This is a genomic window from Pseudomonas sp. TMW22091, assembly GCF_022496705.1.
GTDB lineage: Bacteria > Pseudomonadota > Gammaproteobacteria > Pseudomonadales > Pseudomonadaceae > Aquipseudomonas > Aquipseudomonas saxonica.
The window spans coordinates 660,727-685,759 of the sequence record NZ_SCFI01000001.1 but is presented as its reverse complement, the minus strand read 5'-3'; the positions used below and the strand labels follow the sequence as shown (position 1 = coordinate 685,759).

Below are 25,033 nucleotides of genomic sequence, written 5' to 3'. Positions count from 1 at the left end.
TGAACATGGAATTGATTTTTGAGCTGCTGAGCCATCCGTCACTCACTGCCACGCAGGAGATGCGCAAACGCTTTGACGAGAAGGGCGGGGTGATAGGACGCAATGCCGATTGCACCTGGCAGGTGGTCGATGGCGAGCAAAAAGTATCCAAATACCACGTCACAATCAGCTATCTGGACGGTGCGTTCTTTATCACCGACACCAGTACCAACGGTGTCGAGGTCAATGGAACGGGAACCTACCTGGTCCGTGACAAGCCCGAGCGAATTGGGCACGGCACCCGCTACTCTCTTGACCGGTTCGTCATCCGAGCTGACCTGCCACAAGAGTTGCAACGTGCATTACTGCTCGCCAAGGAGCCCCAACCCGCGGGCATAAAAATCCCGGACGATGCGTTTATGGGCGGCACCTTGCTTGATCCGCTAGAGCCTGAGGTACTGAATTACTCAGTGTTCGATGTCACGCAGAGCGACAACACTCCGGCGTCAATGGACCTTCAGTTCACCGATCGCGCGCCTCTGGATTTCGAAAATCTCAGCGTACCGCAATTGGTAGACGCTACTCAGGCACCCACCCCGCAGCCTGAATGTGAACCGCAAGCCCCTGACATGGATGGCTTCTGGTCCGATTTCGGAGCCGCACTGGGTGTTGATGTACTGGCAATGGAGCAAGCCGGGCGAGAAGCACTGGCCATTAAAGCCGCCACTGTGCTTAAACAAACGGTTGCCGGTTTACAGCAAAGTCTGTGGACCCGCAGCGAGCTGAAAAATCAGCTTCGGTTGGCCCGTACGGTTATTCCCGGTACCCGGCACAACCCGCTTACGTCGACCCATGACGCAGGCGAAGCCTTAGACCTGCTGCTGGCGCCGCACAAGGCTCATCAACTCTCGGCTGAACAAGTGGTCTGGCGCGCATTCCGTGACCTGCAGGCGCATCAGGTCGCGCTGCTCAGTGCCAGCCGCGCAGCGGTGCGCGCCAGCCTTGAACATTTCTCGCCCCAACAACTGACCTTGCGTCAGGAGCGCGACGGGCATCAGCCCTGGTTCGCCACCTCTGGCAGCCGCTGGCGCGCATTCAGTCGTTATCACCAGGCATTGCAACAAGACGACGACTGGTGTGAACGCATGTTGGCCCGCGATTTTGCGCAAGCCTACGAAGAACAGGTGCGGCTGATTACGACCCTTCACAACGACACTCAAGGATGATGCGCATGCCATGCCCACCTCTTTATCTCAAGGCCATGCTGGCTTTTGCCGTACTGCTGCTCACTGGCTGCACGGCGCTGTCGCCTTACTCCAGTGTGACCAAACTCAACCTCGGTTTAAGCGCAAGCGATCAGGTCAACCCTGACCTCAATGGGCGCCCGTCACCGGTGGTGGTTCGGTTGTTCGAGCTCAAACACCCGGTCGCCTTCGAGAATGCCGACTTCTTCAGCCTTTATGAGCGCGCTAAAGAGTCACTGGCCCCCGACCTGGTGACCAGTGAAGAGCTGGAGCTACGCCCTGGGCAAACAGTGCAGCTCAAACTCAGTGTTGAGCCCGGCAGTCGCTATGTCGGCGTACTGGCCGCTTACCGCGACCTGCCTCAAAGCCAATGGCGCTATGTCGTACCGCTCACTGCGATGGCCCTGACTGAATCGAATCTGGTGCTCGACCAGACCGGGATTCGCAGTGCCGACCCCGCCCATGAGCAGGGAGGTAACTGAGCATGACGACTCATAAAGTGCTGTGGCTGGAAGGCATGTTGTTGCGCCCCCAACACTTTCAGCACAGCGATCGTTATTACGATCAACAAATGAAAACGCGAACCCGATTATTGGGCCGTTACACCTGGGGGTTCTTGAGTCTGGAGGTCGACGAGCAGTTTCTCAATATGGGTAAGCTGGTCGTTAGCCAAGCGTCAGGCGTGCTGCCTGATGGCAGCTTGTTCGACCTGGGCGGCAGCTCCGAACTTCTGGCTCTGGATATACCGCCTAATACGGGTAAAACCGCCGTTTACCTGGCACTGCCGCTGGTTACCGGTAACCACATCGAAGCGCGGCGCAAGGACCAGGTCGACGTACTGGCGCGTTATGTCGCGTATGAAACCGAAGTCAGCGACTCCAACGCAGGCGAAAACGCCAACAGCCAAGTCAGTTGCGCCCGTCCTGACTTTCGCTTGCTGCTGGGTGAGCAGCAAAGCGATCAGGCCTGCGTCAAATTGCAACTGTGTCGAATTTTAGGCACCAACAGCGACGGCGCCATCAGCCTTGACGCTCAATTCGTCCCGACCTTTATCCACAGCCATGCGTCGAGTTACGTACTGTCTTGTTTGAAAGAAGTCATCGGCATGCTGAGCCTGCGGGGTGACACGCTGGCGGCGCGTATTCGCTCAAATGGCAAGGTCGGCGGGGCTGAAGTCGGTGACTTCATGATGCTGCAACTGATCAACCGAACGGAGTTGGTGCTTCTGCATTATCTGGATCTGGAACAACTGCACCCGGAAGAGTTGTATTGCGCCTTGCTGGCGATGCTGGGGGAGTTGGCCACCTTTGCCAATGACAGCAAGCGACCGCAACTTGCGAGCAAATATCAGCACAGCAATCAGGGTGAAAGCTTTCGCGAGTTGATGGAGGCCATTCGCCAGGTGCTGTCGATGGTGCTTGAGCAACATGCCAACGAGCTGAAACTGGAAGCACGTCAATACGGCATTCTCGTCTCGCAAATGAGTGACCACAACGCCCTCGCGCTCACCACCTATGTGCTGGTGGCAAAAGCCAATTGTGACAGCGAAGAACTGCGCCACCGCTTGCCGGCGCATCTCAAAGTCGGGCCGGTCGAAGGCATCCGTCAGTTGGTCAACCTGCACCTGCCGGGCTTCAAGGTAAAACCCTTGGCGGTGGCCCCCCGGCAAATCCCGTTCAACTCCGCCAAAACCTACTTCAGCCTTGAACTCAGCGCCGATGACGTGACGCAGATGGAGCGCTCCGGTGGTTTTGCGTTCCATGTGTCGGGCGAGTTTTCAGAGCTTGAACTGCAATTCTGGTCCATCAGGAATTAATCGCCATGAGCAAAGATACCCCCATGGAAGATGAAAAAACGGTACTGGCGGCCAAACACCGTCCTGGTGCGGACACGCTGGCCAAGCAACCGGCCATGATCGACGGGCCCGTTCTGACTGATCAATCACCGCCACCGACCATTGAAAAGCTTGAAGACCGAATGATCTTTTCCGCCCGTTTGCAGGCTGCGGGCACCTTCAATGTGAGCCTCAATCCGCTGGTGGCCGCGGCCAGTGGCTTGTTGTCTTGCGTGGTCGGCCTCAAGCACAGCGAAGTAGCGCCCGGCATCCCGGAGCTGCGTGAGCAGCTTATTAATGACCTCAACGCATTTGTACAAGAGGCCCTCTACAACGGTGTGGACTACGACCTGACCATGAAAGCCCGGTATGTGATGAGCACGGTGCTTGATGAAACGGTCGTGACCACCCCGTGGGGTTACGAAAGCGAATGGTCACAGCACACCCTGCTCAGCAGCCTGCACAACGAAACCTTTGGGGGGGAAAAGGTCTTTCACGTACTGGAGCAACTGTGCCGTAACCCGGTCGTCAACCTCTCGCTGCTGGAGCTGATCTACCTGTGCCTGTCGCTGGGGTTTCAGGGCAAATACCGAGTGGTCAATCACGGCACCTCCGAGCTCGACTCCATTCGTGATGCCCTGTACCGACAAATTCGTCACTTGCGCGGCGATGTGCCTCGAGAGCTTTCGCCCCATTGGCAAGGGCTCACTGATCGACGTCACCGGTTTATCCGCAGTGTGCCCGGCTGGGTGCTGGGCACTCTCACGGTGGGATGCCTGTTGGTGATGTTCTCAGGCTTTGCCTGGGTGCTGGGTGAGCAACGCGAGGCGGTGTTGCGACCGTATGAGCAGCTCGAATCTTCGGTTGTTCAGCCGCAGTCGTAAAAGGGATATGTGATGAAAAACAGTTTAAAAAAAGTGGCTGCCTTTATGCGTCAAACCTGGGTCTGGACCCTGGCGCTGCTGCTGACCATTGCTCTGCTGGTGTGGTGGGTCGGCCCGCTATTGGCGGTCAACGACCATAAATTCTGGGCCGATTCCAATGCCCGGCTGCTGAGTATCAGTGCGCTGTGCCTTATATGGGGCCTGATGATGGTCTTCGTCAGCTGGCGCGCGGGGGTACGCAAAAAAGAGCGCGAAGACAGTGAACTGGGTAAAGCCCGTGAGCTTAAAGACGCGAAGCTGGAGACCACGCAGAAAGAACTGCGGCAACGTTTCAAAGAGGCCCTGCGCACGCTCAGCACCTCCAGCGTGTACCGCGGGCGCAGTGAACGCTGGCGAGATGAGTTGCCCTGGTACTTGGTGATCGGCCCGACTTCCAGCGGTAAAACCAGCTTGCTGGACTTCTCGGGCCTGGATTTTCCGCTGAACAAGATCGACCGCAAACTCACCCGCGACATGAACGGTACTGCGCATTGTGACTGGTACTTTGGCGAGCATGGCGTGCTGATAGACACTGCCGGGCGCTATCTGGAGCAAAATGAACCCGACATTGACGCCAGCAACTGGCGCACCTTGCTGGAGCTATTGCGTAGCCGCCGACGAGCGCGGCCGTTGAACGGTGTGTTGGTCACGGTGCCGGTCGAGTGCCTGTTTCCGGTCAATGAAACGATCATGTCAGGACTGGGCGATGTGGTGCGCAACCGCCTGCAAGAGATTCATCAAATTCTGCATGTTGATGTGCCGGTGTATCTGGTGTTGAGCAAGGCCGACAGTTTGATCGGCTTCAGTGAATTTTTTGACCAGATGACCCGTGAAGAGAGTGATCAGGTGTTCGGTGCCAGTTTTGGCAAAGACCAGACCGGCTCCGACGTATCCATTTTGCGCACCGAGTTTGACGCGCTGTTGGGCCGGCTTACGGGGCAGGTCATCTCGCGTATGCATCAGGAGCGCGACACTCACCGTCGAGCGCGCATTCTCGATTTCCCTCATCAGTTGGGGGCCATTGGCGAGCGCCTTTGTGTCTTTGTCGACACTGCATTTACCGGTAATCGTTATCAGCGCGCCAGCCCGTTGCGCGGCTTTTACCTCACCAGCGCCCCCCATGTAAAACGAGAGGCGCAGCCCGAAACCAAGAAGCTGAGCGAGTCTTTAGGGATCAAGGCACACGCCTTGCCGGTGCTGCACAGCGGTCGCTCGCACTTTATCCATCACCTGCTGAGTCGAGTGATTTTCCCGGAAGCCCAATTGGCCAGTCTGGACAAGCGTGAGCGTCGACGTATTCAGTGGACACAGCGCTCAATGTACGTGGGTGCCTTGTCAGTGCTGGGGGTGATGGGGCTGGTGTGGGCGCAGAGCTTTGCGGCCAATCATGAGCGTCTGGATACACTGCGCGAGCTGGCTCAGCAGCTTAATAAACAGCGTTCGTTGCTGAGCCCGCGTGACGACAGTGCCGCGGTGCTGAGCATGCTCGACACCCAATTTGCGGCCTCGCAGGTATTTCCCTCAACACTGGATGTGGGGCTGTTCGAACGCACCGGCTTGTATCAGGGCGGCGCCAGCAACCCTCTGCTTGAACAGGCCTACCAACACCAACTGCAAGCCCAGTTATTACCACGGGTCGCTCAACAGCTGGAGAGCCAGATCCGCGCTAATTTAGGGGATCGAGCACGGTTGCTGAACAGCCTGCGCGCCTACCTGATGTTGGGCGAGGCTGATCGTCGCGACAACGCCTGGCTCAAGACCTGGGTGGCCACTGACTGGTCAGCCCGCTACCCCGGCAACACGTCGGTGCAGAACGGTTTGAGCCAGCACTTCGACCGCCTGCTGGCTCTGCCATTCAACTATCCGCTCAACCAACCCCTGATTGCCAAGGCCCGTCAGGTGCTGCGTAGCGAATCACTGGCCTCGGTCGTTTACCGAATGTTGCGCGAACAGGCAGACGGGCTGGCGCCCTATAGCTTCGATCAACACCTTGGCCCGCAAAGTCAGGTATTTGATGGCGCCGACTACGTGATTCCGGGGTTCTATACCCAGCAAGGTTATCAACAGTACTTTTCGGTTAAGGGCGCCGCCCTGGTCAGTGACATCCTGCGGGACAACTGGGTGCTGGGCGAGGGCAACACCCTCAGCGCCATGGACATGCGCAAGCTGATGGTTGAGCTGGAACAACTGTACTTCCGTGACTACGCCACACAGTGGGGCGAAGCCATCGGGCAACTGACCCTGCAGCCTTTCACGGCAGCGAGCGAAGGCGCCGATCAGCTTGCAGCGCTGACCTCTGCCAATTCGGCCATCGTGCAATTGCTGATCGAAGTGCGTGAAAATACTCGCTTCCCAAGCTTCATTGATGAGCTACCGGTACCCACCGAGGGCGACGAAACGGGGGCCGCTAAAAAACTCGGCGCACTGGCGGGTACCGCAACCGCAACCATAGCCAAAGCGGCGGATACCTTGGCCGCTAAGCTGCCGGATAACGCCAAGCAAGCCCTGCAACGACGGTTCGAACCGCTGCACCGTTTGCTTGACGAAAACAATGCACCGACTGCCACCCTCACGGCAGCCCTGCAAGGGCTCAACGACGTGCAGCAGCAACTGGCCAGTCTGGCCCGCGCCAGCGCACCCGATCAGGCGGCCTTCGACATGGCCAAATTGCGCATGGGCGGTCAGCGCGACGCGCTGAGTCATTTGCGTCAGGCCGCACAACGACTGCCGCGTCCGCTCAGCGGCTGGTTCGAGGGTGTCGCTGAAGACACCTGGAGCCTGGAACTGGACAACGCCTACCACTTCATCAACCAGCGGTATCAACGTGAGCTGTACAGTTTTTACGACCGTGCAATCAAGCAGCGCTATCCCTTCAGTGCCCACAGCAGCAGCGATGTGGCCCTGAATGACTTCCGCGAGTTTTTTCGGGCCCAAGGGCTTAGCGAGCGTTTTTTTGACAGCTACATGCGCCCGTTCGTCAGCGGTGAGGCGGGTAACTACCGGCTGCGCAGCATTGATGGGCGGAGTTTGCCAGTGTCCAAGGCTTACTTTGATCAAGTGGCCGCCGCGCAAGTCATACGCCAGGGCTTCTTCGCCCAGAACCCGGCAGAACCCCTCGTACAATTTACCCTTGAGCCTTACAGCCTTGACCCCGCCGTCAGCCGTGCGGAGTTGCGTTTTGGCAACCAGTCGCTTGATTACCGCCACGGGCCAATAGTGCCCATCACCTTGCAATGGCCCACGGAGGCTGAAAACGGTCGCAGCAGTCTGGTACTCGACAAAATGTCCGGCCGCCCGGTCGGCATCGAAAAAAGCACCGGGCCGTGGTCGTTATTTCGCTTGCTGGACTTGATGACCGTTGAGTACCTCAGCGGTCGCGATGTGATGGTGCTCAAAGCGGACGTGGGCGGCATGCGGGCCAACTACCTGCTAATGAGTCAACGCACGCCTAACCCGTTTGACCTGAGCGTGTTGCGTAGTTTCCGTTTGCCCGAGCAACTGTAATGGGCGAAAACGCGCAATGGCGCAGCGCTGCGGGCACCGATCCGGGCAAGGTGCGTACCCGAAACGAAGACGCCACCCTTGATTGCCCGCAGCTTGGGTTATGGGCGGTGGCCGATGGTATGGGCGGTCATCGGGCGGGCGACATTGCCAGCCAGATGATCGTCAACAGCCTGGCTGAGTTGAACCAGCCGCAGACCTTTGATCAACGGCTACTGGCCGTGCGCAAATGCCTGCACTGGCTTAACCGCCGTTTTAGTCAGGAGCTGACGGTCAGCGATCAGAACGGCGACAACATCATGGGCAGCACCGTGGTCGCTTTGTTGCTTGAAGGCAACCGCGCTGCCTGTGTCTGGGCGGGTGATAGCCGGTGTTACCTGTGGCGTCGGCAACAGCTGTACACCTTGTCGCGCGACCATTCATTGCAGCAGCAATTGATGGACGAACAGCACATGACCCAGGAGCAAGCGCTGGCCCAGCCGGGTTCCCGGGCTTTGACCCGGGCAATTGGTGCGTGCGAGCGACTGCGCCTGGGCGTGCTGGAACTGGAAGTGCAGCCAAACGATGTGTTTTTGCTGTGCAGCGATGGTCTCTATCAAGAGTTGAGCCATCGTGAAATGGGCAACGCACTCAGCCTCATTTCACCCCAGGCGGCGCTTGCGCGATTACTCGACGGCGCCTTGAGCGGGGCGGCACGTGACAACGTGAGTGCCGTGGTGATTCGTCAATGACAGCGTCCTTGCCCGAGGTATTGAGCGGGCGTTATCGGATTGAACGGTTATTGGGCGCGGGAGGCATGAGCACGGTTTACCGTGCCCGTGACCTGCTGCATGAACAGTTCGCTGATCCACACCCCTGTGTGGCCCTGAAAATCCTCAGCGACGACCTCAGCCAATCCCCCGACGCCAGTGCTGTGCTGTTCAACGAATACGCGCTGATCCGCCACTTGCGTCATCCCAATATCCTGCGCATGTACAGCTTCAATGTAGACACCGCACACCAGCGAGTCTTCATCGTCATGGAGCTGTTACAGGGCCCCACCCTTGACCGATTACTGTGTGAGCGGCCTCTGGGTTTGCCTTGGCAGGAACTGCGCGAAATCGCCCTGCCACTGCTCGACGCGCTGGCGCATAGCCACGCGTCGGGCATCCTTCATGGCGACATAAAGCCCAGCAATATTTTGCTCAGCGAAGAGGGCGTGCGCCTGTTCGACTTCGGCCTTGGGCAGGCTGAAGCGGGGCGGCTGGACGGTTTGGCCGCGATCAGTCGTCAGCGCATGAATGCCTGGACACCCGGCTACGCCGCGCCGGAAATCCTCGAAGGTAGCGCCCTGACCCGCACAGCAGACGTGTACGCAATGGCTTGCGTCATCTACGAACTGGCGAGTGGTAAACACCCGTTCAACCGCATGTTATCGACTAAGGTCCGCGACCAGCGGCCTGCGCTGCGCCTCAAAAAACCCAAGCGCCTGCCAGCCCGCGTGTGGCGTGCAGTGCGTAAAGGCCTCACCTTCGACCCGGCTAAACGCACCGTCAGTGCTGCCCAATTGCGCGCGGTCGTCGCCGCCCGGCAAACACCTTGTTGGTGGCCCGGTTAGACCCGGGGAGTGCCTTGCATCAATGGGCATTGTGCGCAGTGGTCTATGGTTAAGGCCGCTGGACGCAGACCCCCCTCGTTGAAAGGAGCCAACACATGAAGCTTTCAGGAAAGATTGCATTAGTCACAGGTGCGGCACAGGGCATTGGTCGTGGTATTGCACTGCGCCTTGCCAAGGATGGCGCCGATATTGCGCTGGTCGACCTTAACCTTGAAAAACTTGGCCAGGTCGCCGAAGAAATCAAAGCATTAGGGCGCAACTACACCGTATTTGCGGCCGATGTGGGTGATCGCGATCAAGTATTTTCGGCGGTTGACTACGCCCACAACCAGCTCGGCGGGCTGGACATCATGGTCAACAATGCGGGCATCTGTCAGGTCAAACCCCTGATGGACGTCACCCAGCAAGACATTGAGCACATCTACCGCATCAACGTGCAGGGCACCTTGTGGGGCATACAGGCCGCGGCAGAAAAATTTCAGGCGCTTAAACGCAAAGGCAAAATCATCAACGCCTGCTCCATTGCCGGTCATGAAGGTTATGCCCTGCTGGGGGTTTACTCCTCCACCAAATTTGCCGTACGCGCCTTGACCCAAGCGGCGGCCAAGGAACTGGCGATGCACGGCATCACCGTCAACGCCTACTGTCCGGGCGTCGTAGGGACTGACATGTGGGTGGAAATCGACAAACGCATGGCCGAAGTGACGGGCGCCCCGATTGGCGCGACCTACGAAAAATTCGTCAGCGGCATACTGCTGGGGCGTGCGGAAACGCCGGAAGACGTTGCGGCATTTGTTTCCTACCTGGCCAGCCCGGACGCGGACTACATGACCGGTCAAGCCCCCTTGATTGATGGCGGGATGGTGTTCCGTTAAGGGATAAGACACAAATAACGCGCCTGCTTGCACTCAGGCGCGTGCTGCTTGGCGATTGATGCTTACAGGCTACAAAAAGTAGTTATAAAAGGTTTTTTGATGCTTCTGGGCTACAAGTGTTGCCTTCACATGAGCAAGATCAAAGCTGAACAGCTCTGGCAATGTTGTGTCCTTAGGGCTACATTAATAACATATTCAGGAGTTATTGATGCTTGAGGGCTACAAATGAGCACCTTGTATGATGTGGCTGAAATGTTGAAAGAGGCCCGTGCCGAATCAGGCTTGAGCCAACACGCATTGGCCAGCCGTGCAGGCGTATCCCGCTCGACAGTGGCGCGCATGGAAACCCTTGCCAAGGGCGATATGAGCGTTTCGGCTCTGGTTCGTTTACTGGAGGCGGCGGGCTATGACTTGAAACTGATTAAAGCCGGCCATGAGCGAACAGTCGAGGACATCTTGGCTGAGCAGCGATCTGGAATATACAGGCCATGATTCTTGATGTGCAGGTCAGTGGCACTACTGTCGCCCAGCTTTATCGCGAGCGTGATGACTATGTGCTGAAATACCTCCCCGCTGCCACAGCGCAAGATTTTGTCAGCTTGACGTTGCCTGTTCGAGACGAACCATGGCGTTGGCCGCGCGATCTTTTTCCCTTCTTTCGGCAGAATTTGCCTGAAGGATATTTGCTTGGGGTTATCCGCGAAGAGTTCGGGGCATTACTGGATGGCACTGACTTATCCCTGCTAGCCGTGATCGGTGGCTCGGGTATTGGGCGGGTGACAATTACACCTGAGGGGCAGGTTCCCGGCATTGAAACTGAACCACTGGAGATAGGGCACCTGCTGACTGCAGAAAACACGGATGAACACTTTGCGACCTTGGTACGCCGTTACGCACGTGCAGCAATTTCTGGTGTAGTGCCCAAGTTCATTGCGCGGGATGCCAGCAAAACAGCACTGCCTTTGGGTAAGCCGACCCTGCGAACCGACTTGCACATCATCAAAGGATCCGATGAAACGACGCCCTACCTGGGCTTCAACGAGTTTTATACGCTGCGTGTGCTGGAGCGGCTGAACGTCGTGCCGGTAGCAACCAGCCGGATGTCCGAGGATGGCCGAGTGCTGGTGGTGGATCGGTTCGATGTCGATGAGCAGGGTTTACCACGTTGCGGTCTTGAAGACGCTTGCGGACTATTGGGCTTGCCTCCCCATGAGAAATACGCGACTACCACGGAGCGAGTTTGGAACGCCACTCGGGCCTATCTGCCTGCAGAGTCACTTCGTCAGCAGCGAGTGCATTTAGGGTGGCATCTGCTGGCCAACTACGTCGTGCGCAATGCTGACTGTCATGCCAAAAACATCGCGCTCTATTACACCTCGCGAGCAGATGTAGGATTTACTCCGATCTTCGATTTGGTAACTACCCAAGCCTACCCGCGCTTTGCCAGTAACCCACCGGGATTATCCGTGGGCGGGCGGCAAATCTGGACGCCGGGACGCACGCTTGAAACCTTTTTCAATAGTCGTCTGGGTATCTCGCCCCGTCAGTACTCGGCCATGGTCGAGCAACTGTGCGAGTCAGCAATTGTTGTAGGCAAGGAAGTGATCGAAGCGGCGAAAAACGAACCCGCATGGCGTGATGTAGCCAAGCACATGGTGCATGCCTGGAACGACGGGATGGAGTCGCTACGCAGTTCGCGTGCCGCCCCCCATTTGCGAGGGCTGGACACGGCCATTACAGATGCGGGTTTTTCAGGGCCCAGATCTCCGGAAAGTGGGCGGGTACAAATAGGCCGTTCACCCTTGCTGGCGCCACCTAAACGCTGAACAGATGCTGCGATAGGGAACTATGACGCGCCTGCTTGCACTCAGGCGCGTGCTGCTTAGTGCATCGTTAAACCGTCCAGCGACTTGTCGACATACGCCTTGGCCAGCTCCACCAAGTGCACAACCGACAACACCAGGTCGCGCGGCAACCCGCTCAAACCATTCCCCGCCTCACACGCTGAAGCACCCGCACAGCGCAACAAGTCTGACGCTTGGGCCAAAGCCGCTTCTAAATTGACACTGTCCGGGATGGCATACGTCACCGTGCTTACCGGCCGTGGAGGTCTGTGGTCGAGCAAGTAATAATCGAGCGCGCGATCGGCGGCAGCGCGGTCCAACGACTGTGCATCGCACTGAGCAGCATCGTGCAGGGTGAAGGAGGGCGGATCTGGGGTGATTCTTTTCATGGCGATTAATCCGAGGCACTTTTAGGAGCTGTTACCTGTCGCGACTAAACGAAGGGGTGGCAGCCGTACGCAGGTTAGTCGACCGGTGCACTCGGAACCCGGCGCGCCCGAAGGCGCCCTACGCACGGCCACCATAACGCGGGGCCGAAAAAAAGCGCCTCGCGGAGGTGGCGCCTTGCGCCGAGTACTGCATCGGGCGACTAAACCCGATCGCTGATTGTGCAGCGATGGGCCGAGACTATTCCCCGAAATGAGCGGGCGCAAGGGAACGGGATTTTCTCGGATGTTTCACGTGATTGAAAGGGAAACGTCGTACGAAACGGCTGATTTTAAAGGCGTGAAACACCCCCCTCCGTAGCAGCGGACGAGTAACACGAGGCCGCGTTCGGCCGCGCAGCGGCCGCAAAACCGTCCAGCGCGGAGGTTGAGTCGACTACATAAATTGTCGACCCAACGTGGCCCGTACGCGCTGTGCAACAGCCGGGTCAACCTTGGCATTGTCGAGAATAAAACTGCATCGACCTACAATCGCAAACTCACGGATCATATTGATTTCAAACCCGCAAAAGTTGAAGTTTAAAACCACGCAAGACACCTCATCGGTTAAGTGAGGTTTGAGCAAAGTCATCTTGTCTTCAATCGTCTCGGCGATATCCGCCTCTATTTGTCTGTAGAGATTTTCCGCGACCTCATCTTCATCGGGAGGCGGCTTGAGATACGGCCGCACCCCGGCCTGATCGTGAATATAGGCCGTATGCTTAACGTCCAGTATCTCTGTCACATCGATATACACCACCCCATTGGCGGCTTCACCGGCTTCCTGTTTTTGTAACTGTTCGATGGCCTTTTTAAAACGCCGCACCAGTAACTCCGGCGACTGAATGCGCTTGCATTCAATGGCCAGCGCCAAGTCGGTGACGATGATGTCGGTACGCTTCGACACGTCGATACGGTGGGCCTGCGCGGCATAGCTGGAGGCAATGCCCAGCTCGAACATATAGTTGCGATCTTGATCCTTGCCCGGCGTGTCATTTTCATGGCTGAAGTTAATGCCGTACATGGCAGCATGTAATGTCTTATTGAATTGGGTCGAGGCCTGCTGTTCTTTAAGTTGCTCACTGCATTTCACCACGTGATGCATTTCAGACACTGCATGCAAGAACTCAAACATCTTCGGGCCGTATGAACCACGGACAGCGTCATAGTTCTTGATGACCTCCCGGTAGTACGGAATACGGCCTTTGACCTTCAGCCCACGGCTTTCCAGCCATTCGCAACTTTCTTGCGCACGGGCCAAAAAAAGCGGAAGGCAATCGGGGCGACTGTAAGGCGCTACGTTAACGAAGAAGGTTTCTATGAACATCTTATCCATAAGAATGTAGATATCTCGAAGCGGATAGTTTTATGACAGGCATTAAAAAGCCGGCTTGTGGCCGGCTTCTCGGGGGTGGGTCTGGTTTATTTTTGGTAAACCGTACTCACCTTCAAACTGGGAGTGGGGCGGGGCAACCTTGCGTTGCCGACCCTGCATGCCGGCTCGCGGTGAGCGAGGGGGATGCGTAAGTGCGGCAATCATACTGAGGTTGAAACGCTTTTCCCAGAAAAAAGCCCAGCTGTTGTTATTCACTCAGTGCGTAAGGCACTAGCGGGCGCCGTGTGTTCAGGGTCGACCACCAGAATACCCAGCCCAGAATGCGTATGTTTTGCTGCTCTACTTGTAACTCACTGAAGACTTCGTCCGGGTACTCGCCCGGGTTGTGGCTGCGCAGGCGCAGGCCGCTGTTGGGTAGCCGGTAGGCGTATTTGATGCGCAACATGCCGTCATGTTCGAGGGCGTATATCTCGCCATCGACGATGTGGGTCAGGCTGCGGTCAATGGCGACCGTCGAGCCGTCTTGTATCCGGCAGCTCATGCTGTTGCCGATCATGGGCGCGCAAATGGCCAGGTCCGGGTTGACGTCCATGGCGTGCAGACAGGCAAGGCTCAATCGCACTCGGCAGCCCGGTATTTCAACCACGTGGGTCTTGCCCGAATCGTTGGGGCTAAGGACTTCGTTGTAGAAGGGTACGGCGATGTCGTTGGCCGCGGCGTCGACAGCGTGGGAGGTGGCAGTGGCTGTTTTAGGGGCATTGGGGGGCAGTCCAGGGGCTGAGGGGTGTTTCATGCCTTCCCCCGTACGTAACCAGCGGCTGTTGACGCACAGCAGTTCGGCAATTTCGTCCAGACGGGCCATAGGTATACCGCGTTTGAACCAGTTGTTGACGTGCTGCGGCGTAACGCGGCGGTTGGCGGCGAAGTCCGAAGCGGATAAATGGCACTCCCGCAGGAGTGACTTGAGGCGATCACCGGATGTATTCATGAATAGGGAGTTTACGGGCAACCCCTGTCCGTTTAAATAAACCAAGCGTTCAATAAAGCAGGCATGAAATAGGATAAATCCCTATCGCCTGAAGAAGTTTCTGAAGCTTTTTATGTAAATTCCTACAGTTGCCCGGCTTAATCGTTAAACCTCTTGAACAGACCGTTTGGTGGCGATGTTTCAGGCATAAAAAAACCTCGGCGAACCGAGGTTTTTCAGGAAGTAGAAATGCCACTAAGGCATGACCGACTTCACTTAGCCTTTGTAGGCTGCAACCGATTTGGTGATCTCGGCGCGGGCAGCTTCTGCGTCGCCCCAACCTTCGATTTTCACCCATTTGCCTTTTTCGAGATCTTTGTAGTTCTCGAAGAAGTGCTGGATTTGTTGAATCAGCAGCGGTGGCAGGTCGGTGTACTCTTTTACGTCAACGTACAGCTGGGACAGCTTGTCGTGAGGCACTGCAACGACTTTGGCATCGCCACCACCGTCGTCGGTCATGTGCAGAATGCCAACCGGACGTGCACGGATAACCGAACCTGGCGCTACCGGGTAAGGGGTCACAACCAGCACGTCGAGGGGGTCACCGTCGTCAGCCAGGGTGTTAGGGATAAAGCCGTAGTTGGCCGGGTAGAACATTGGGGTCGCCATGAAGCGGTCAACGAACAGGCAATCGCTGTCTTTGTCGATTTCATATTTGATCGGCGCGTGGTTGGCCGGAATCTCGATGGCGACGTAGATGTCATTCGGCAGGTCTTTGCCAGCCGGAATCTTGCTGTAGCTCATTGGGCGGTGCCCCCGTGTATAGGCGAATTTACTTGGCCAATTTGACCAAAAAGTGGCGGCGATTATAGGCGTATTCGTATAACGCCGTCACGTCTGGCCGTGCAGGGGCTGCGCACGGTATTCGGGGTGTTCGCTTTGCAGGGTGAGCAGGCGGGCCAGCGGGTCCTGCCGATAAAACAGACCGAGTTGTTGATACACCTTCGGGTAGGCACGGTTCAGGAGGTCGGGCGCGCTGAAAAAGTATTCGCTGGTAACGGCAAAGAATTCAGCCGGGTTTTCACCCGCATACGGGTCTATGGGCGCGTGATCGGGGTGATGATCAAGGATGCTGTTGAGGTGGTCGTAGGCGTGCTGCATGGCTTGCGTCCAGTCACTGACGACCATGTGGCTGTGCAAGGGTGGCATGCCGTTCGCCGCGCCGTTAAGCATGTCCAGCTTGTGCGCCAGTTCGTGAATGACCAGGTTGTAACCTTCCCAACCACCGCTGGCCAGTACGCCGGGCCACGCCAGTACGACGGGGCCATGTTGCCAGGCTTCGCCGCTGTGGTGGCCTTCCCATTCGTGTTCCACGCCACTTGAATCACGATGGCGTTGGGGGCTGATGAAGTCATCGGGGTACAGGACAATTTCGTGAAAACCCTGATACCAGTCCAGATCACCAAGGTTGAGCAACGGCAGTTGTGCCTGCGCGGCCAGCAACAACTGGCCTTCTTCATTCAGTTCGACGCCCGGCATGGCGGTCAGGTGTTTTTCTTGCAGGAACAACACGCTGCTCTCGCGCAGCCATTGGTATTGCGCGTCATTCAGGCCGTCGAGAATGCTCAGGTGCTGACGAACGTTGTGCCACACATCGGGGGCTACCGGGTGTTGCGCCAGAATTCGCTGGCGCCGCCATTCATGAAGAGACCACATCAGGTACGGCCTCGATCAAGCTTTGGCTTTTACAGGTGTACGACCCATGCGGCTGCGTACGACACCAATAATCATCGGCACCAGCGACAGCAGAATGATGCCCACCACCAGTAAGGACAGGTTGGTCTTGATGAACGGTACGTTGCCGAAGAAGTAACCCAGCGTGACCAGACCGCCCACCCACAGGATGGTGCCGATCACGCTGAACATCAGGAAGCGCGGATAGAACATGTGCGCGACGCCGGCAACGAATGGCGCGAACGTGCGGAAGATCGGCAGGAAGCGCGCCATGGTCACGGTTTTGCCACCATGACGTTCGTAGAAGTCGTGGGTTTTTTCCAGATAATCGCGGCGGAAAATTTTCGAGTTGGGATTACTGAACAGGCGTTCGCCTGCCGTTCGTCCGATGACGTAATTGGTGCTGTCGCCCAAAATCGCCGCAACCATCAACAAGCCCGCCAGCAATACCGGGTCCATGCCACCGCCAGCCGCGACCGCGCCAGCAATAAAGAGCAGCGAATCACCCGGCAAAAACGGCATGACCACCAGACCGGTTTCGCAAAAGATCACCAGAAACAGGATGGCGTAGATCCACGGCCCGTAATTGTTTACCAGCAAATCGAGGTACACATCGAGGTGCAAGATAATGTCGAGCGGGTTGAAATCCATGTGAAGCACCTGTGTTGATGACCCGACTCAGCAGGCCTGTGCGGGGGGAGAGGGTATTTAACTACAAGCTAAGTAGTAATTTCGTACAATTTTGACGAGTTGGATTATACGGTGTGATGCGAATTCTGCTGATCGAGTTTGTAGCGAAGCGTGTATTTGGCATGAAAGTCTCGTAGATATTTTGTTGCAGGTTGAACGGGGAACGCAAAGCCCCGTAGCAGCTGACGAGTAGTGCGAGGCTGCGTTCGACGATGCAATCGTCGCAAGTTATTTGATCGCGATGTATCTGAAATCACCCGGCTGAATGATTTACGACGGCTTCTCCGCCGAACGCAGCCTCGTTCCTACGGCAGCGGCTACAGGGATTCAGTCGCCCTTTAGCAAAAAGTTTTCGCGGGGGGCTTCGGATTCAAGGGTGTTCAGTTGCGCTTCGTCTTTCAAGTTAACCCCCGACAGTTGCCGACGGCAGGCTTCATTCATCAAGTACGCCAACCGATGGGCGGCCATGCTGTAGCTCAGCCCTTCAAGCCGGACGTTGGAGATGCAATTACGGTAGGCATCGGTCAGCCCGACTTTAGGCGCGTAGGTGAAATACAGCCCCAGGCTGTCCGGTGAGCTCAGGCCGGGACGCTCGCCAATCAACATCACCACCATGCGGGCGCCCAACAGTTCGCCAATCTCATCCGCCACGGCCACTCGGCCCTGTTCCACCAGAATCACCGGCGACTGGCTCCATGCCGCTTGGGCGATATGTTCTTGCATCCGGTTCAAAAAAGGCAGGGTGTGGCGATGAACGGCCAGCGCCGACAAGCCGTCTGCCACCACGATGGCCAGGTCGATGCCACCGGGGTTGGCTCGCGCGTGCTCACGTAATTGTTGTGCAGAACCCTCATCGAGCTTGCGCCCCAGATCGGGACGTTGCAGGTAGCTGTTACGGTCCGGGGCGGCACTGTGAAGCAGCAGGGTAGTTTGACCGCGCTCGGCCAGTTGTTCGCTGAGGCCTGCATGATCAAACGGTAGATGCACGGCGTCCCGCGCTTGCGCATGGGCGTACTGAAAATCCAGCTGGGCATGGGTGGGCAAGCTGGTGCCTGTACGGCCCAGGGCAATTCTGGCTGGCGTCAGGCGGCGCAGTTCAAGCCACGGGTTAAGAGTGTCAGTCATGCTCATCGACCTCCCAAATGAGCCAGCGCCTGACGAAATGCCGGCGGTAACTGATGGCCGAACTCAATCCGGCCATCGGTCTGGGTAAATATTCCGACCTTGCTCAGCCACTGCTCGAACTCAGGGGCAGGCTTGAGTCCCAAGGTTTTGCGCGCATAAAGGGCGTCATGGAACGAGGTGGTCTGATAGTTGAGCATGATGTCGTCCGACCCGGGAATGCCCATGATGAAGTTGATCCCGGCCACCCCCAGCAGCGTGAGCAGGGTGTCCATGTCGTCCTGATCGGCTTCGGCGTGGTTGGTGTAACAGATGTCGCAGCCCATCGGCACGCCCAGCAACTTGCCGCAGAAGTGGTCTTCAAGCCCGGCGCGGATGATTTGCTTACCGTTGTACAAATACTCGGGGCCGATAAAACCCACCACGGTATTGACCAGAAACGGTTTGAAATGCCGGGCGACGGCGTAAGCGCGGGTTTCGCAGGTTTGCTGGTCAACGCCAAAATGCGCGTTGGCCGACAATGCGCTGCCTTGGCCCGTTTCGAAATACATCAGGTTGTTGCCCAATGTGCCGCGATTGAGGCTCAAACCGGCTTCGTAGCCTTCCTGCAACACATTCAGATTGATCCCGAAACTGGCATTCGCGGCTTCAGTGCCGGCAATCGACTGGAACACCAAATCCAGTGGCACACCTCTATTAATAGCTTCAATTGAGGTGGTTACGTGAGTAAGTACACACGATTGAGTGGGTATCTCGTAGCGCTGAATGATTGCGTCGAGCATGTTCAGCAAGTCGCAGATAGAGGCGATGCTGTCTGTGGCCGGGTTGATGCCGATCATGGCATCACCGTTGCCGTACAACAGGCCATCTAGAATGCTGGCCGCAATACCGGCCGGGTCGTCGGTCGGGTGATTGGGTTGCAGGCGGGTCGAAAGCCGCCCGCGCTGGCCCATCGTGCCGCGAAACCGGGTGATGACACGGATCTTCTGCGCCACCAGTACCAAGTCCTGAACGCGCATGATCTTCGAGACGGCGGCGGCCATTTCCGGGGTCAGGCCGGGCGCCAATGCCCGCAGGCTGTGTTCGTCGGCGGCGTCGCTGAGCAGCCAGTCGCGAAAACCTCCGACAGTCAGATGGCTGACCGGTGCAAAGGCGAGCCGGTCATGGCTGTCGAGAATGAGCCGGGTGACTTCGTCGGTTTCGTAGGGAATCAGCGCTTCTTGCAGGAAATAGGCGAGGGGAGTGTCGGCCAGTGCCATTTGTGCAGCGACGCGTTCACCGTCGTTCTGCGCGGCCACGCCAGCCAGAAAGTCCCCTGAACGCGCCGGACTGGCTTTGGCCATCAGGTCTTTGAGGCTATCAAAACGGTAAGTCTGAGTGCCGACCGCGTGAGAAAAAGTTGCCATTCAAATGCTCCTTAACGTCAGGCGCCATGCGCCTGACGTGACGCTCGGCGGTTAGTGCAGGGCTTTTTCGGCCTGTTGAATGGCCGCGAATTCCTCTTCCGGCGTACCGGCGACCAAGTGATGTCGACTGTAGAACGCGAAGTACGCGATTAATACGCCATAGATCACCGCCGCGCCAATTACCACGCGCGGGTCCACCAGAAAACCGGCGACAACCGCAACGCAGGCCAGCACCAATGCGATGCCTGAGGTGAATATACCGCCCGGAGTGCGATAAGGACGCTCCATTTTGGGGCGTCGAATGCGCAGGGTGATGTGCGCAGCCATCATCAGCACGTAGGAAATCGTTGCGCCAAACACGGCCACCAGAATCAGCAAATCACCCTGACCGGTCAATGACAGGCCAAAACCGATAATGCCGGGAATGATCAAGGCCAGCACGGGGGCTTTGCTTTTGTTGGTTTGCGACAGTTTTCGCGGCAAATAGCCCGCGCGCGATAAGGCGAAGATCTGACGTGAGTAGGCGTAAATGATCGAGAAGAAGCTGGCGATCAAGCCCGCCAGGCCCACCAGATTCACAAAGCCGCCCATCCAGGTCGAGCCGCCATAGGCCTTGCTCAGGGCTTCAACCAGCGGGTTGCCGGAGGCCATCAAGTGATGGGCGCCCGCACCGCCGGGGCCAATGATCAGGATCAGCAGAGCGAAGGTGACGAGCACCAGCATGGCGCCAATCAGGCCGCGGGGCAGGTCGCGCTTGGGGTTTTTGGTTTCTTCGGCGGCCAGGGGCACGCCTTCGACCGCGAGGAAAAACCAGATGGCATACGGGATGGCAGCCCACACCCCGACATAACCGAAGGGCAGGAAAGCACTGGCGCCCTTGGCTTGAGTCACTGGAATGTCGAGCAGGTTGTTGATGCTGAAGTGCGGCACCATCGACACCAGAAACACACCCAGGGCGATAGCGGCGACGGCGGTGATGATGAACATCAACTTGAGCGCTTCGCCGACCCCGAATATGTGGATGCCGATAAAGATGATGTAGAACGCCAGATAGATCATCCAGCCGCCAATGCCGAACAGCGACTCGCAATAAGCACCGATAAACACCGCGATGGCGGCGGGCGCAATGGCGTATTCAATCAGGATGGCGGTGCCGGTGAGGAAGCCGCCCCACGGCCCGAATGCACTGCGGGCAAAGCCATAGCCGCCGCCCGCAGTGGGGATCATGGAGGACAGTTCGGCCAGCGAAAAGCACATGCACAAGTACATGGTGGCCATCAGCAATGTGGCGATAAACATGCCGCCCCAGCCACCTTGGGCCAGGCCGAAGTTCCAGCCGGCGTAGTCGCCGGAGATGACGTAGGCGACGCCAAGTCCCACCAGCAGGACCCAGCCGGCGGCACCTTTTTTCAGTTCGCGTTGTTGGAAATATTCAGAGCCGACCTTTTCGAAATCCACGGAGGTCGGGGCCGCTGTTGCGGCAATCGGTTCGCTAGGCATGTGCAGTCACCTGTGCTTTATCGTTTGAAAAATTTGACAGGGTGTAAAGCAAAAGATGAGCCAGAAGGCTCTGTAGCCGCTGTCTTCGGCAGCGGCTACGGGGCGATGGGTTAGAAGAAACCCAGCGGATTGATGTCGTAGCTCACCAGCAGGTTTTTGGTCTGCTGGTAGTGGTCGAGCATCATTTTGTGGGTTTCACGGCCGACACCGGATTTTTTGTAACCGCCGAACGCGGCGTGTGCCGGGTAGAGGTGGTAGCAGTTGGTCCAGACGCGACCGGCCTTGATGGCGCGGCCCATGCGGTAAGCGCGGTTGATGTCGCGGGTCCACAGGCCGGCACCCAGGCCGAACTCGGTGTCGTTGGCAATGGCCAGCGCTTCGGCTTCGTCCTTGAAGGTGGTGATGCTGACCACAGGGCCAAAGATTTCTTCCTGGAAGACACGCATTTTATTGGTGCCTTTGAGCAGCGTCGGCTGGATGTAGTAGCCGGTGGCCAGGTCGCCTTCGAGCTTGGCTACAGCGCCGCCGGTCAGCAGTTCAGCCCCTTCGTTTTTGGCAATCTCCAGGTAGGACAGGATTTTGTCGAACTGTTGCTCGGATGCTTGAGCGCCAACCATGGTGTCGGTGTCCAGCGGGTCACCGCGCTTGATCGCTTCGACTTTGCGCATAACCACTTTCATGAAGTCGTCGTAGATGGATTCCTGAACCAGTGCCCGCGACGGGCAGGTGCACACTTCACCCTGGTTGAAGAAGGCCAGCACCAGACCTTCGGCCGCTTTCTCAATGAACGCCGGTTCGGCCTGCATGATGTCTTCGAAGAAGATGTTGGGGGACTTGCCGCCCAGTTCTACGGTCGACGGGATGATGTTTTCGGCGGCGCATTTCATGATGTGCGAGCCCACCGGGGTGGAGCCGGTGAAGGCGATTTTGGCAATGCGCTTGCTGGTGGCCAACGCCTCGCCTGCTTCTTTGCCGAACCCTTGCACCACGTTGAGCACGCCCGGCGGCAACAGGTCGCCGATCAGTTCCATAAACACGGTGATGCTCAGTGGCGTTTGTTCAGCCGGTTTGAGCACGATGCAGTTACCGGCCGCCAACGCCGGGGCGAGCTTCCAGGCGGCCATCAGCAGCGGGAAGTTCCACGGAATGATCTGCCCGACCACGCCCAACGGTTCGTGGATGTGGTAAGCCACGGTATTGCCGTCGATTTCTGCGGCGCTGCCTTCTTGGGCGCGGATGCAGCCTGCGTAGTAACGGAAATGATCAGCAGCCAATGGCACATCGGCATTCAGGGTTTCACGCACCGCTTTGCCGTTGTCCCAGGTTTCGGTGATGGCCAGCAGTTCGAGGTTTTGTTCGATGCGGTCAGCAATTTTGAGCAAGACCAAAGAACGGGCCTGCACCGAGGTCGCGCCCCAGGCATCTGCGGCTGCGTGGGCAGCATCGAGGGCTTTGTCGATGTCTTCTGCGGTCGAGCGCGGGAATTCGGCAATGGCTTTGCCGTTAACCGGCGAGGTGTTGGTGAAGTACTGGCCTTTGACCGGTGCCACGAATTCGCCGCCGATGTAGTTACCGTAACGGCTCTTGAACGAGACGATCGAGCCTTCAGTACCGGGTTGTGCGTAACGCATGGTGAGTGTCTCCTGGCTTTATTGTGCTTATTGGGAGGATGCGCTGTGGCGCTGGCCAATTCAGCAGCAAAGGCTGGGCCATAGTGCTGAGACTCAGGCGGGCCGGGGCTTGGCAGGTTTTAGTGTGGGCGGGAGTAACGGGTGCTGTGCCAACGGTGACACGCTCGCTGTGACACTGTGTGCCACAGGTGACACAGTCGACGACCGGTGAGTCAGTTCGTGATTGCAATGCTCGGGTGCCCGGAGGATGCTGGGGATTCGGTTTGAACTGGATCTGTGTTGCCGCTGAGGAGCTTTGCCTCTGACGAGCGCAAGACCGCCGAGACAGCAAGGAGAACAATAACAATGCACAGCACCGATTTAAGCCGTCATGCGCGGCAAGTCTTGGATGTCACCCGAGGCCGTCCGTTGGGTTGCGACCCCTCTATTATTCGTTCCTGGCAACGCTGCCTGGACGACTACCACCTTGATCCGGCACAGACCATCGCCCCGACGGTGCTTGAACACGGCCGAATTCTGGAGGGGCGCGAGCGTTTGCAGCAGGTGCTGCAATTTGCCGGGCATGAAATGAACAGCTTGCACCAGCAGCTTTCGGGTGCCGGGCATGCGGTGCTGCTGACGGATGCTCGCGGGGTCATTCTGAACTGCGTCACGGCGTCGACTGAGCGCAAGGTATTTGAGCGGGCGGGCCTGTGGCTGGGCGCTGACTGGAGCGAGTCGCGCGAGGGGACCAACGGTATCGGCACATGCCTGGTGGAGCGCCAGGCGTTGACGATTCATCAGGACGAACACTTTCGGGGGCGTCACACCGGCCTGACCTGTTCGGCAAGCCCGGTGTTCGATCCCCATGGCGAGTTGCTGGCGGTGTTGGACGTGTCCTCGGCCCGCCATGAGGTTTCACGCCAGAGTCAGTTTCACACCATGGCGCTGATCAATCTCTCGGCCAAGCTCATCGAAAACAGCTACTTCCAGCGCCACTACGAGCATCAGTGGCTGCTGCGCTTTAATGTTCAAGCGCAGGCGGTGGGGCTCTTCAGTGAAGGGATGCTGGCGTTTGATGGCGACGGGGTGATTGTGGCCATTAACCAAAGTGCCTTGAATTTGCTGGGCAACGGCCGCGCAGGCTTGCTCGGACAAGGGGTTGAAAGCGTATTCGACTGCCCGCGTGACGAACTGTTCTCCCGGGCCAGCGCACAGGCCAGTCAGTGCTGGCCATTACGCACACACGACGGTCGCACCCTGTTTGCCGTCGTGCGAGGGCAGCCGCGCAGCGTGCCGACGCCGGTCAATGTTCAAGCGCTGCCTGAAGCTGCCCCGCACCTGAACGCTATCTGTTTGGGGGACGAGGGCCTGCAACACCATTTTCGACGGGCGCTGCGGGTGTTCGAGCGGGATGTGCCGTTGTTGGTCAATGGCGAAACGGGTTCAGGCAAAGAGGTGTTTGCCAAGGCCGTGCATCAAGCCAGCTCGCGCAGCAGCCAACCTTTTGTAGCGCTCAATTGCGCGTCGATTCCCGAGAACCTGATTGAAAGCGAGCTGTTCGGTTATCGCGGTGGCAGTTTTACCGGCGCACGCAAAGAGGGGATGCCGGGCAAGCTGCAGCAGGCCGATGGTGGCACGCTGTTTCTGGATGAAATTGGCGATATGCCGCTGGCGCTGCAAACCCGTCTATTAAGAGTGCTGGAAGACCGCTTGGTGGTGCCCATTGGGGGTGAGCCGCTGGCGGTCAATGTGCGCATCATCAGTGCCACCCACCGCAACTTGCAGGAGCATGTGGCGGCGGGCACTTTTCGTGAAGATTTGTATTACCGGTTAAATGGCTTGGAAATCGGCTTGCCGGCCTTGCGAGATCGCACGGATAAAGCACAGTTGCTGGACTTTTTGTTGGCCCGGGAGGCGGGGGAACAGCGCATCACCATCAGCCCTTGCGCGCGTGTAGCGTTGCTGGACTTTGAGTGGCCGGGCAATGTGCGGCAAATGCGCACCGTGCTGCGCGCGATGGCTGCATTGTGTGACAGCGCAGTGATTGAAGTGGAAGATTTGCCGGCTGCCATTCGTCAGGCCGCGGCCCCGCCTGCCAGGCTGTCTGAGCATCCGCTTGAGGATGCAGAAAAGTTGGCCTTGTTGGGGGTGCTTGAACAGCACCGCTGGCATATGACGCAGACGGCGGAGCAGTTGGGGGTCAGCCGCAACACGCTCTACCGCAAGCTGCGCAGGCATGGGATAGCGCGTTGAATCCTGAAGCACCCTCACCCCAACCCTCTCCCAGAGGGAGAGGGGGCAGATTGGTGCTGATTGTGAAAGTGCATACGGTCAGTCCCCTCTCCCTTTGGGAGAGGGCTAGGGTGAGGGCTGGAGCATTCAACAATAATCATCAGGTGCGAAAATAACCCTCCTACGCTACCCTTCGCCGATGTTTTACGAG

At 57.7% G+C, this 25,033-nt stretch carries 21 protein-coding genes; 11 read left to right on the top strand and 10 right to left on the bottom strand.

Annotation, left to right across the window (positions count from 1 at the left end; all coding sequences use genetic code 11):
• Positions 1-5 precede the first annotated feature (5 nt).
• From tagH to EQV93_RS03115, 10 genes are all read left to right on the top strand, one after another.
• Positions 6-1,205 carry a type VI secretion system-associated FHA domain protein TagH gene (gene tagH, locus EQV93_RS03160; RefSeq protein ID WP_240890854.1) on the top strand — a complete coding sequence of 400 codons (1,200 nt, stop codon included), beginning with the start codon at positions 6-8 and terminating at the stop codon, positions 1,203-1,205.
• Entirely contained in the window at positions 1,202-1,705 is a 504-nt protein-coding gene (tssJ, locus tag EQV93_RS03155; RefSeq protein WP_442968871.1) for a type VI secretion system lipoprotein TssJ, read from the top strand. The genes tagH and tssJ overlap by 4 nt, the downstream gene beginning before the upstream one ends.
• A gap of 2 nt (positions 1,706-1,707) precedes the next feature.
• Complete coding sequence (gene tssK, locus EQV93_RS03150) at positions 1,708-3,039, top strand: type VI secretion system baseplate subunit TssK (protein ID WP_122782031.1); 1,332 nt, start codon at positions 1,708-1,710, stop codon at positions 3,037-3,039.
• 5 nt (positions 3,040-3,044) lie between these two features.
• A complete protein-coding gene (gene icmH, locus EQV93_RS03145; RefSeq protein WP_240890852.1) occupies positions 3,045-3,941 on the top strand; it encodes a type IVB secretion system protein IcmH/DotU in 897 nt (298 codons plus the stop codon).
• A 12-nt stretch (positions 3,942-3,953) separates the two neighbouring features.
• On the top strand, positions 3,954-7,484 hold the full coding sequence (gene tssM / locus EQV93_RS03140) for a type VI secretion system membrane subunit TssM (RefSeq protein WP_240890851.1): 3,531 nt from the start codon (positions 3,954-3,956) through the stop codon (positions 7,482-7,484).
• On the top strand, positions 7,484-8,212 hold the full coding sequence (locus EQV93_RS03135) for a PP2C family protein-serine/threonine phosphatase (protein ID WP_146384500.1): 729 nt from the start codon (positions 7,484-7,486) through the stop codon (positions 8,210-8,212). The genes tssM and EQV93_RS03135 overlap by 1 nt, the downstream gene beginning before the upstream one ends.
• The gene (locus EQV93_RS03130; protein ID WP_240890850.1) at positions 8,209-9,078 is read left to right on the top strand and encodes a serine/threonine-protein kinase; all 870 of its coding nucleotides are present in this window, start codon (positions 8,209-8,211) and stop codon (positions 9,076-9,078) included. The genes EQV93_RS03135 and EQV93_RS03130 overlap by 4 nt, the downstream gene beginning before the upstream one ends.
• A 95-nt stretch (positions 9,079-9,173) precedes the next feature.
• Positions 9,174-9,953: an acetoin reductase gene (locus EQV93_RS03125; protein WP_122782028.1), complete on the top strand. Its 780-nt coding sequence runs from the start codon at positions 9,174-9,176 to the stop codon at positions 9,951-9,953.
• 225 nt (positions 9,954-10,178) lie between these two features.
• The gene (locus EQV93_RS03120) at positions 10,179-10,445 is read left to right on the top strand and encodes a helix-turn-helix domain-containing protein (RefSeq protein WP_240890849.1); all 267 of its coding nucleotides are present in this window, start codon (positions 10,179-10,181) and stop codon (positions 10,443-10,445) included.
• Positions 10,442-11,779, top strand: coding sequence for a type II toxin-antitoxin system HipA family toxin (locus EQV93_RS03115; protein WP_240890848.1), 1,338 nt, complete (start codon positions 10,442-10,444; stop codon positions 11,777-11,779). The genes EQV93_RS03120 and EQV93_RS03115 overlap by 4 nt, the downstream gene beginning before the upstream one ends.
• 56 nt (positions 11,780-11,835) lie before the next feature.
• On the opposite strand, the gene EQV93_RS03110 is transcribed toward EQV93_RS03115, so the two are convergent.
• The 10 genes from EQV93_RS03110 to exaC all read right to left on the bottom strand — a co-directional run bounded on the left by EQV93_RS03110 (position 11,836) and on the right by exaC (position 22,608).
• A complete protein-coding gene (locus EQV93_RS03110) occupies positions 11,836-12,186 on the bottom strand; it encodes a DUF6124 family protein (protein ID WP_122782027.1) in 351 nt (116 codons plus the stop codon).
• A 433-nt stretch (positions 12,187-12,619) separates the two neighbouring features.
• Complete coding sequence (locus EQV93_RS03105) at positions 12,620-13,558, bottom strand: hypothetical protein (RefSeq protein WP_146384492.1); 939 nt, start codon at positions 13,556-13,558, stop codon at positions 12,620-12,622.
• Positions 13,559-13,805: 247 nt separating this feature from the next.
• Positions 13,806-14,546, bottom strand: a complete 741-nt coding sequence (locus EQV93_RS03100; RefSeq protein ID WP_240890847.1) for a LexA family transcriptional regulator — start codon at positions 14,544-14,546, stop codon at positions 13,806-13,808.
• 255 nt (positions 14,547-14,801) lie between these two features.
• Positions 14,802-15,329 carry an inorganic diphosphatase gene (gene ppa / locus EQV93_RS03095; protein WP_016779241.1) on the bottom strand — a complete coding sequence of 176 codons (528 nt, stop codon included), beginning with the start codon at positions 15,327-15,329 and terminating at the stop codon, positions 14,802-14,804.
• Positions 15,330-15,416: 87 nt separating this feature from the next.
• Positions 15,417-16,241, bottom strand: a complete 825-nt coding sequence (locus EQV93_RS03090; RefSeq protein WP_240890846.1) for a zinc-dependent peptidase — start codon at positions 16,239-16,241, stop codon at positions 15,417-15,419.
• A 15-nt stretch (positions 16,242-16,256) separates the two neighbouring features.
• Positions 16,257-16,910: a DedA family protein gene (locus EQV93_RS03085; RefSeq protein ID WP_122782022.1), complete on the bottom strand. Its 654-nt coding sequence runs from the start codon at positions 16,908-16,910 to the stop codon at positions 16,257-16,259.
• A gap of 366 nt (positions 16,911-17,276) precedes the next feature.
• The gene (eutC, locus tag EQV93_RS03080) at positions 17,277-18,080 is read right to left on the bottom strand and encodes an ethanolamine ammonia-lyase subunit EutC (RefSeq protein WP_240890845.1); all 804 of its coding nucleotides are present in this window, start codon (positions 18,078-18,080) and stop codon (positions 17,277-17,279) included.
• Positions 18,077-19,477, bottom strand: coding sequence for an ethanolamine ammonia-lyase subunit EutB (locus tag EQV93_RS03075; protein WP_122782021.1), 1,401 nt, complete (start codon positions 19,475-19,477; stop codon positions 18,077-18,079). The genes eutC and EQV93_RS03075 overlap by 4 nt, the downstream gene beginning before the upstream one ends.
• 51 nt (positions 19,478-19,528) lie before the next feature.
• Positions 19,529-20,977: an ethanolamine permease gene (gene eat, locus EQV93_RS03070; RefSeq protein WP_122782020.1), complete on the bottom strand. Its 1,449-nt coding sequence runs from the start codon at positions 20,975-20,977 to the stop codon at positions 19,529-19,531.
• Between the two features lie 110 nt (positions 20,978-21,087).
• Positions 21,088-22,608 (bottom strand): acetaldehyde dehydrogenase ExaC, encoded by a 1,521-nt coding sequence (gene exaC, locus EQV93_RS03065; RefSeq protein WP_146384444.1) that lies wholly within the window; start codon positions 22,606-22,608, stop codon positions 21,088-21,090.
• A gap of 345 nt (positions 22,609-22,953) precedes the next feature.
• Between exaC and EQV93_RS03060 the strand changes: the two genes are divergently transcribed.
• Positions 22,954-24,843: a sigma-54-dependent Fis family transcriptional regulator gene (locus tag EQV93_RS03060; RefSeq protein ID WP_240890844.1), complete on the top strand. Its 1,890-nt coding sequence runs from the start codon at positions 22,954-22,956 to the stop codon at positions 24,841-24,843.
• Positions 24,844-25,033 lie beyond the last annotated feature (190 nt).

Excerpts from the sequence above, each read along its gene's own strand:
- ppa (WP_016779241.1), bottom strand. The coding sequence starts at position 15,329 with ATGAGCTACAGCAAGATTCCGGCTGGCAAAGACCTGCCGAATGACATC.
- EQV93_RS03075 (WP_122782021.1), bottom strand. The coding sequence starts at position 19,477 with ATGGCAACTTTTTCTCACGCGGTCGGCACTCAGACTTACCGTTTTGAT.
- eat (WP_122782020.1), bottom strand. The coding sequence starts at position 20,977 with ATGCCTAGCGAACCGATTGCCGCAACAGCGGCCCCGACCTCCGTGGAT.
- EQV93_RS03090 (WP_240890846.1), bottom strand. The coding sequence starts at position 16,241 with ATGTGGTCTCTTCATGAATGGCGGCGCCAGCGAATTCTGGCGCAACAC.
- EQV93_RS03110 (WP_122782027.1), bottom strand. The coding sequence starts at position 12,186 with ATGAAAAGAATCACCCCAGATCCGCCCTCCTTCACCCTGCACGATGCT.
- EQV93_RS03115 (WP_240890848.1), top strand. The coding sequence starts at position 10,442 with ATGATTCTTGATGTGCAGGTCAGTGGCACTACTGTCGCCCAGCTTTAT.
- EQV93_RS03135 (WP_146384500.1), top strand. The coding sequence starts at position 7,484 with ATGGGCGAAAACGCGCAATGGCGCAGCGCTGCGGGCACCGATCCGGGC.
- tagH (WP_240890854.1), top strand. The coding sequence starts at position 6 with ATGGAATTGATTTTTGAGCTGCTGAGCCATCCGTCACTCACTGCCACG.
- eutC (WP_240890845.1), bottom strand. The coding sequence starts at position 18,080 with ATGAGCATGACTGACACTCTTAACCCGTGGCTTGAACTGCGCCGCCTG.
- EQV93_RS03060 (WP_240890844.1), top strand. The coding sequence starts at position 22,954 with ATGCACAGCACCGATTTAAGCCGTCATGCGCGGCAAGTCTTGGATGTC.
- EQV93_RS03100 (WP_240890847.1), bottom strand. The coding sequence starts at position 14,546 with ATGAATACATCCGGTGATCGCCTCAAGTCACTCCTGCGGGAGTGCCAT.
- EQV93_RS03125 (WP_122782028.1), top strand. The coding sequence starts at position 9,174 with ATGAAGCTTTCAGGAAAGATTGCATTAGTCACAGGTGCGGCACAGGGC.
- EQV93_RS03085 (WP_122782022.1), bottom strand. The coding sequence starts at position 16,910 with ATGGATTTCAACCCGCTCGACATTATCTTGCACCTCGATGTGTACCTC.
- icmH (WP_240890852.1), top strand. The coding sequence starts at position 3,045 with ATGAGCAAAGATACCCCCATGGAAGATGAAAAAACGGTACTGGCGGCC.
- EQV93_RS03120 (WP_240890849.1), top strand. The coding sequence starts at position 10,179 with ATGAGCACCTTGTATGATGTGGCTGAAATGTTGAAAGAGGCCCGTGCC.
- tssK (WP_122782031.1), top strand. The coding sequence starts at position 1,708 with ATGACGACTCATAAAGTGCTGTGGCTGGAAGGCATGTTGTTGCGCCCC.
- tssM (WP_240890851.1), top strand. The coding sequence starts at position 3,954 with ATGAAAAACAGTTTAAAAAAAGTGGCTGCCTTTATGCGTCAAACCTGG.
- tssJ (WP_442968871.1), top strand. The coding sequence starts at position 1,202 with ATGATGCGCATGCCATGCCCACCTCTTTATCTCAAGGCCATGCTGGCT.
- exaC (WP_146384444.1), bottom strand. The coding sequence starts at position 22,608 with ATGCGTTACGCACAACCCGGTACTGAAGGCTCGATCGTCTCGTTCAAG.
- EQV93_RS03130 (WP_240890850.1), top strand. The coding sequence starts at position 8,209 with ATGACAGCGTCCTTGCCCGAGGTATTGAGCGGGCGTTATCGGATTGAA.
- EQV93_RS03105 (WP_146384492.1), bottom strand. The coding sequence starts at position 13,558 with ATGGATAAGATGTTCATAGAAACCTTCTTCGTTAACGTAGCGCCTTAC.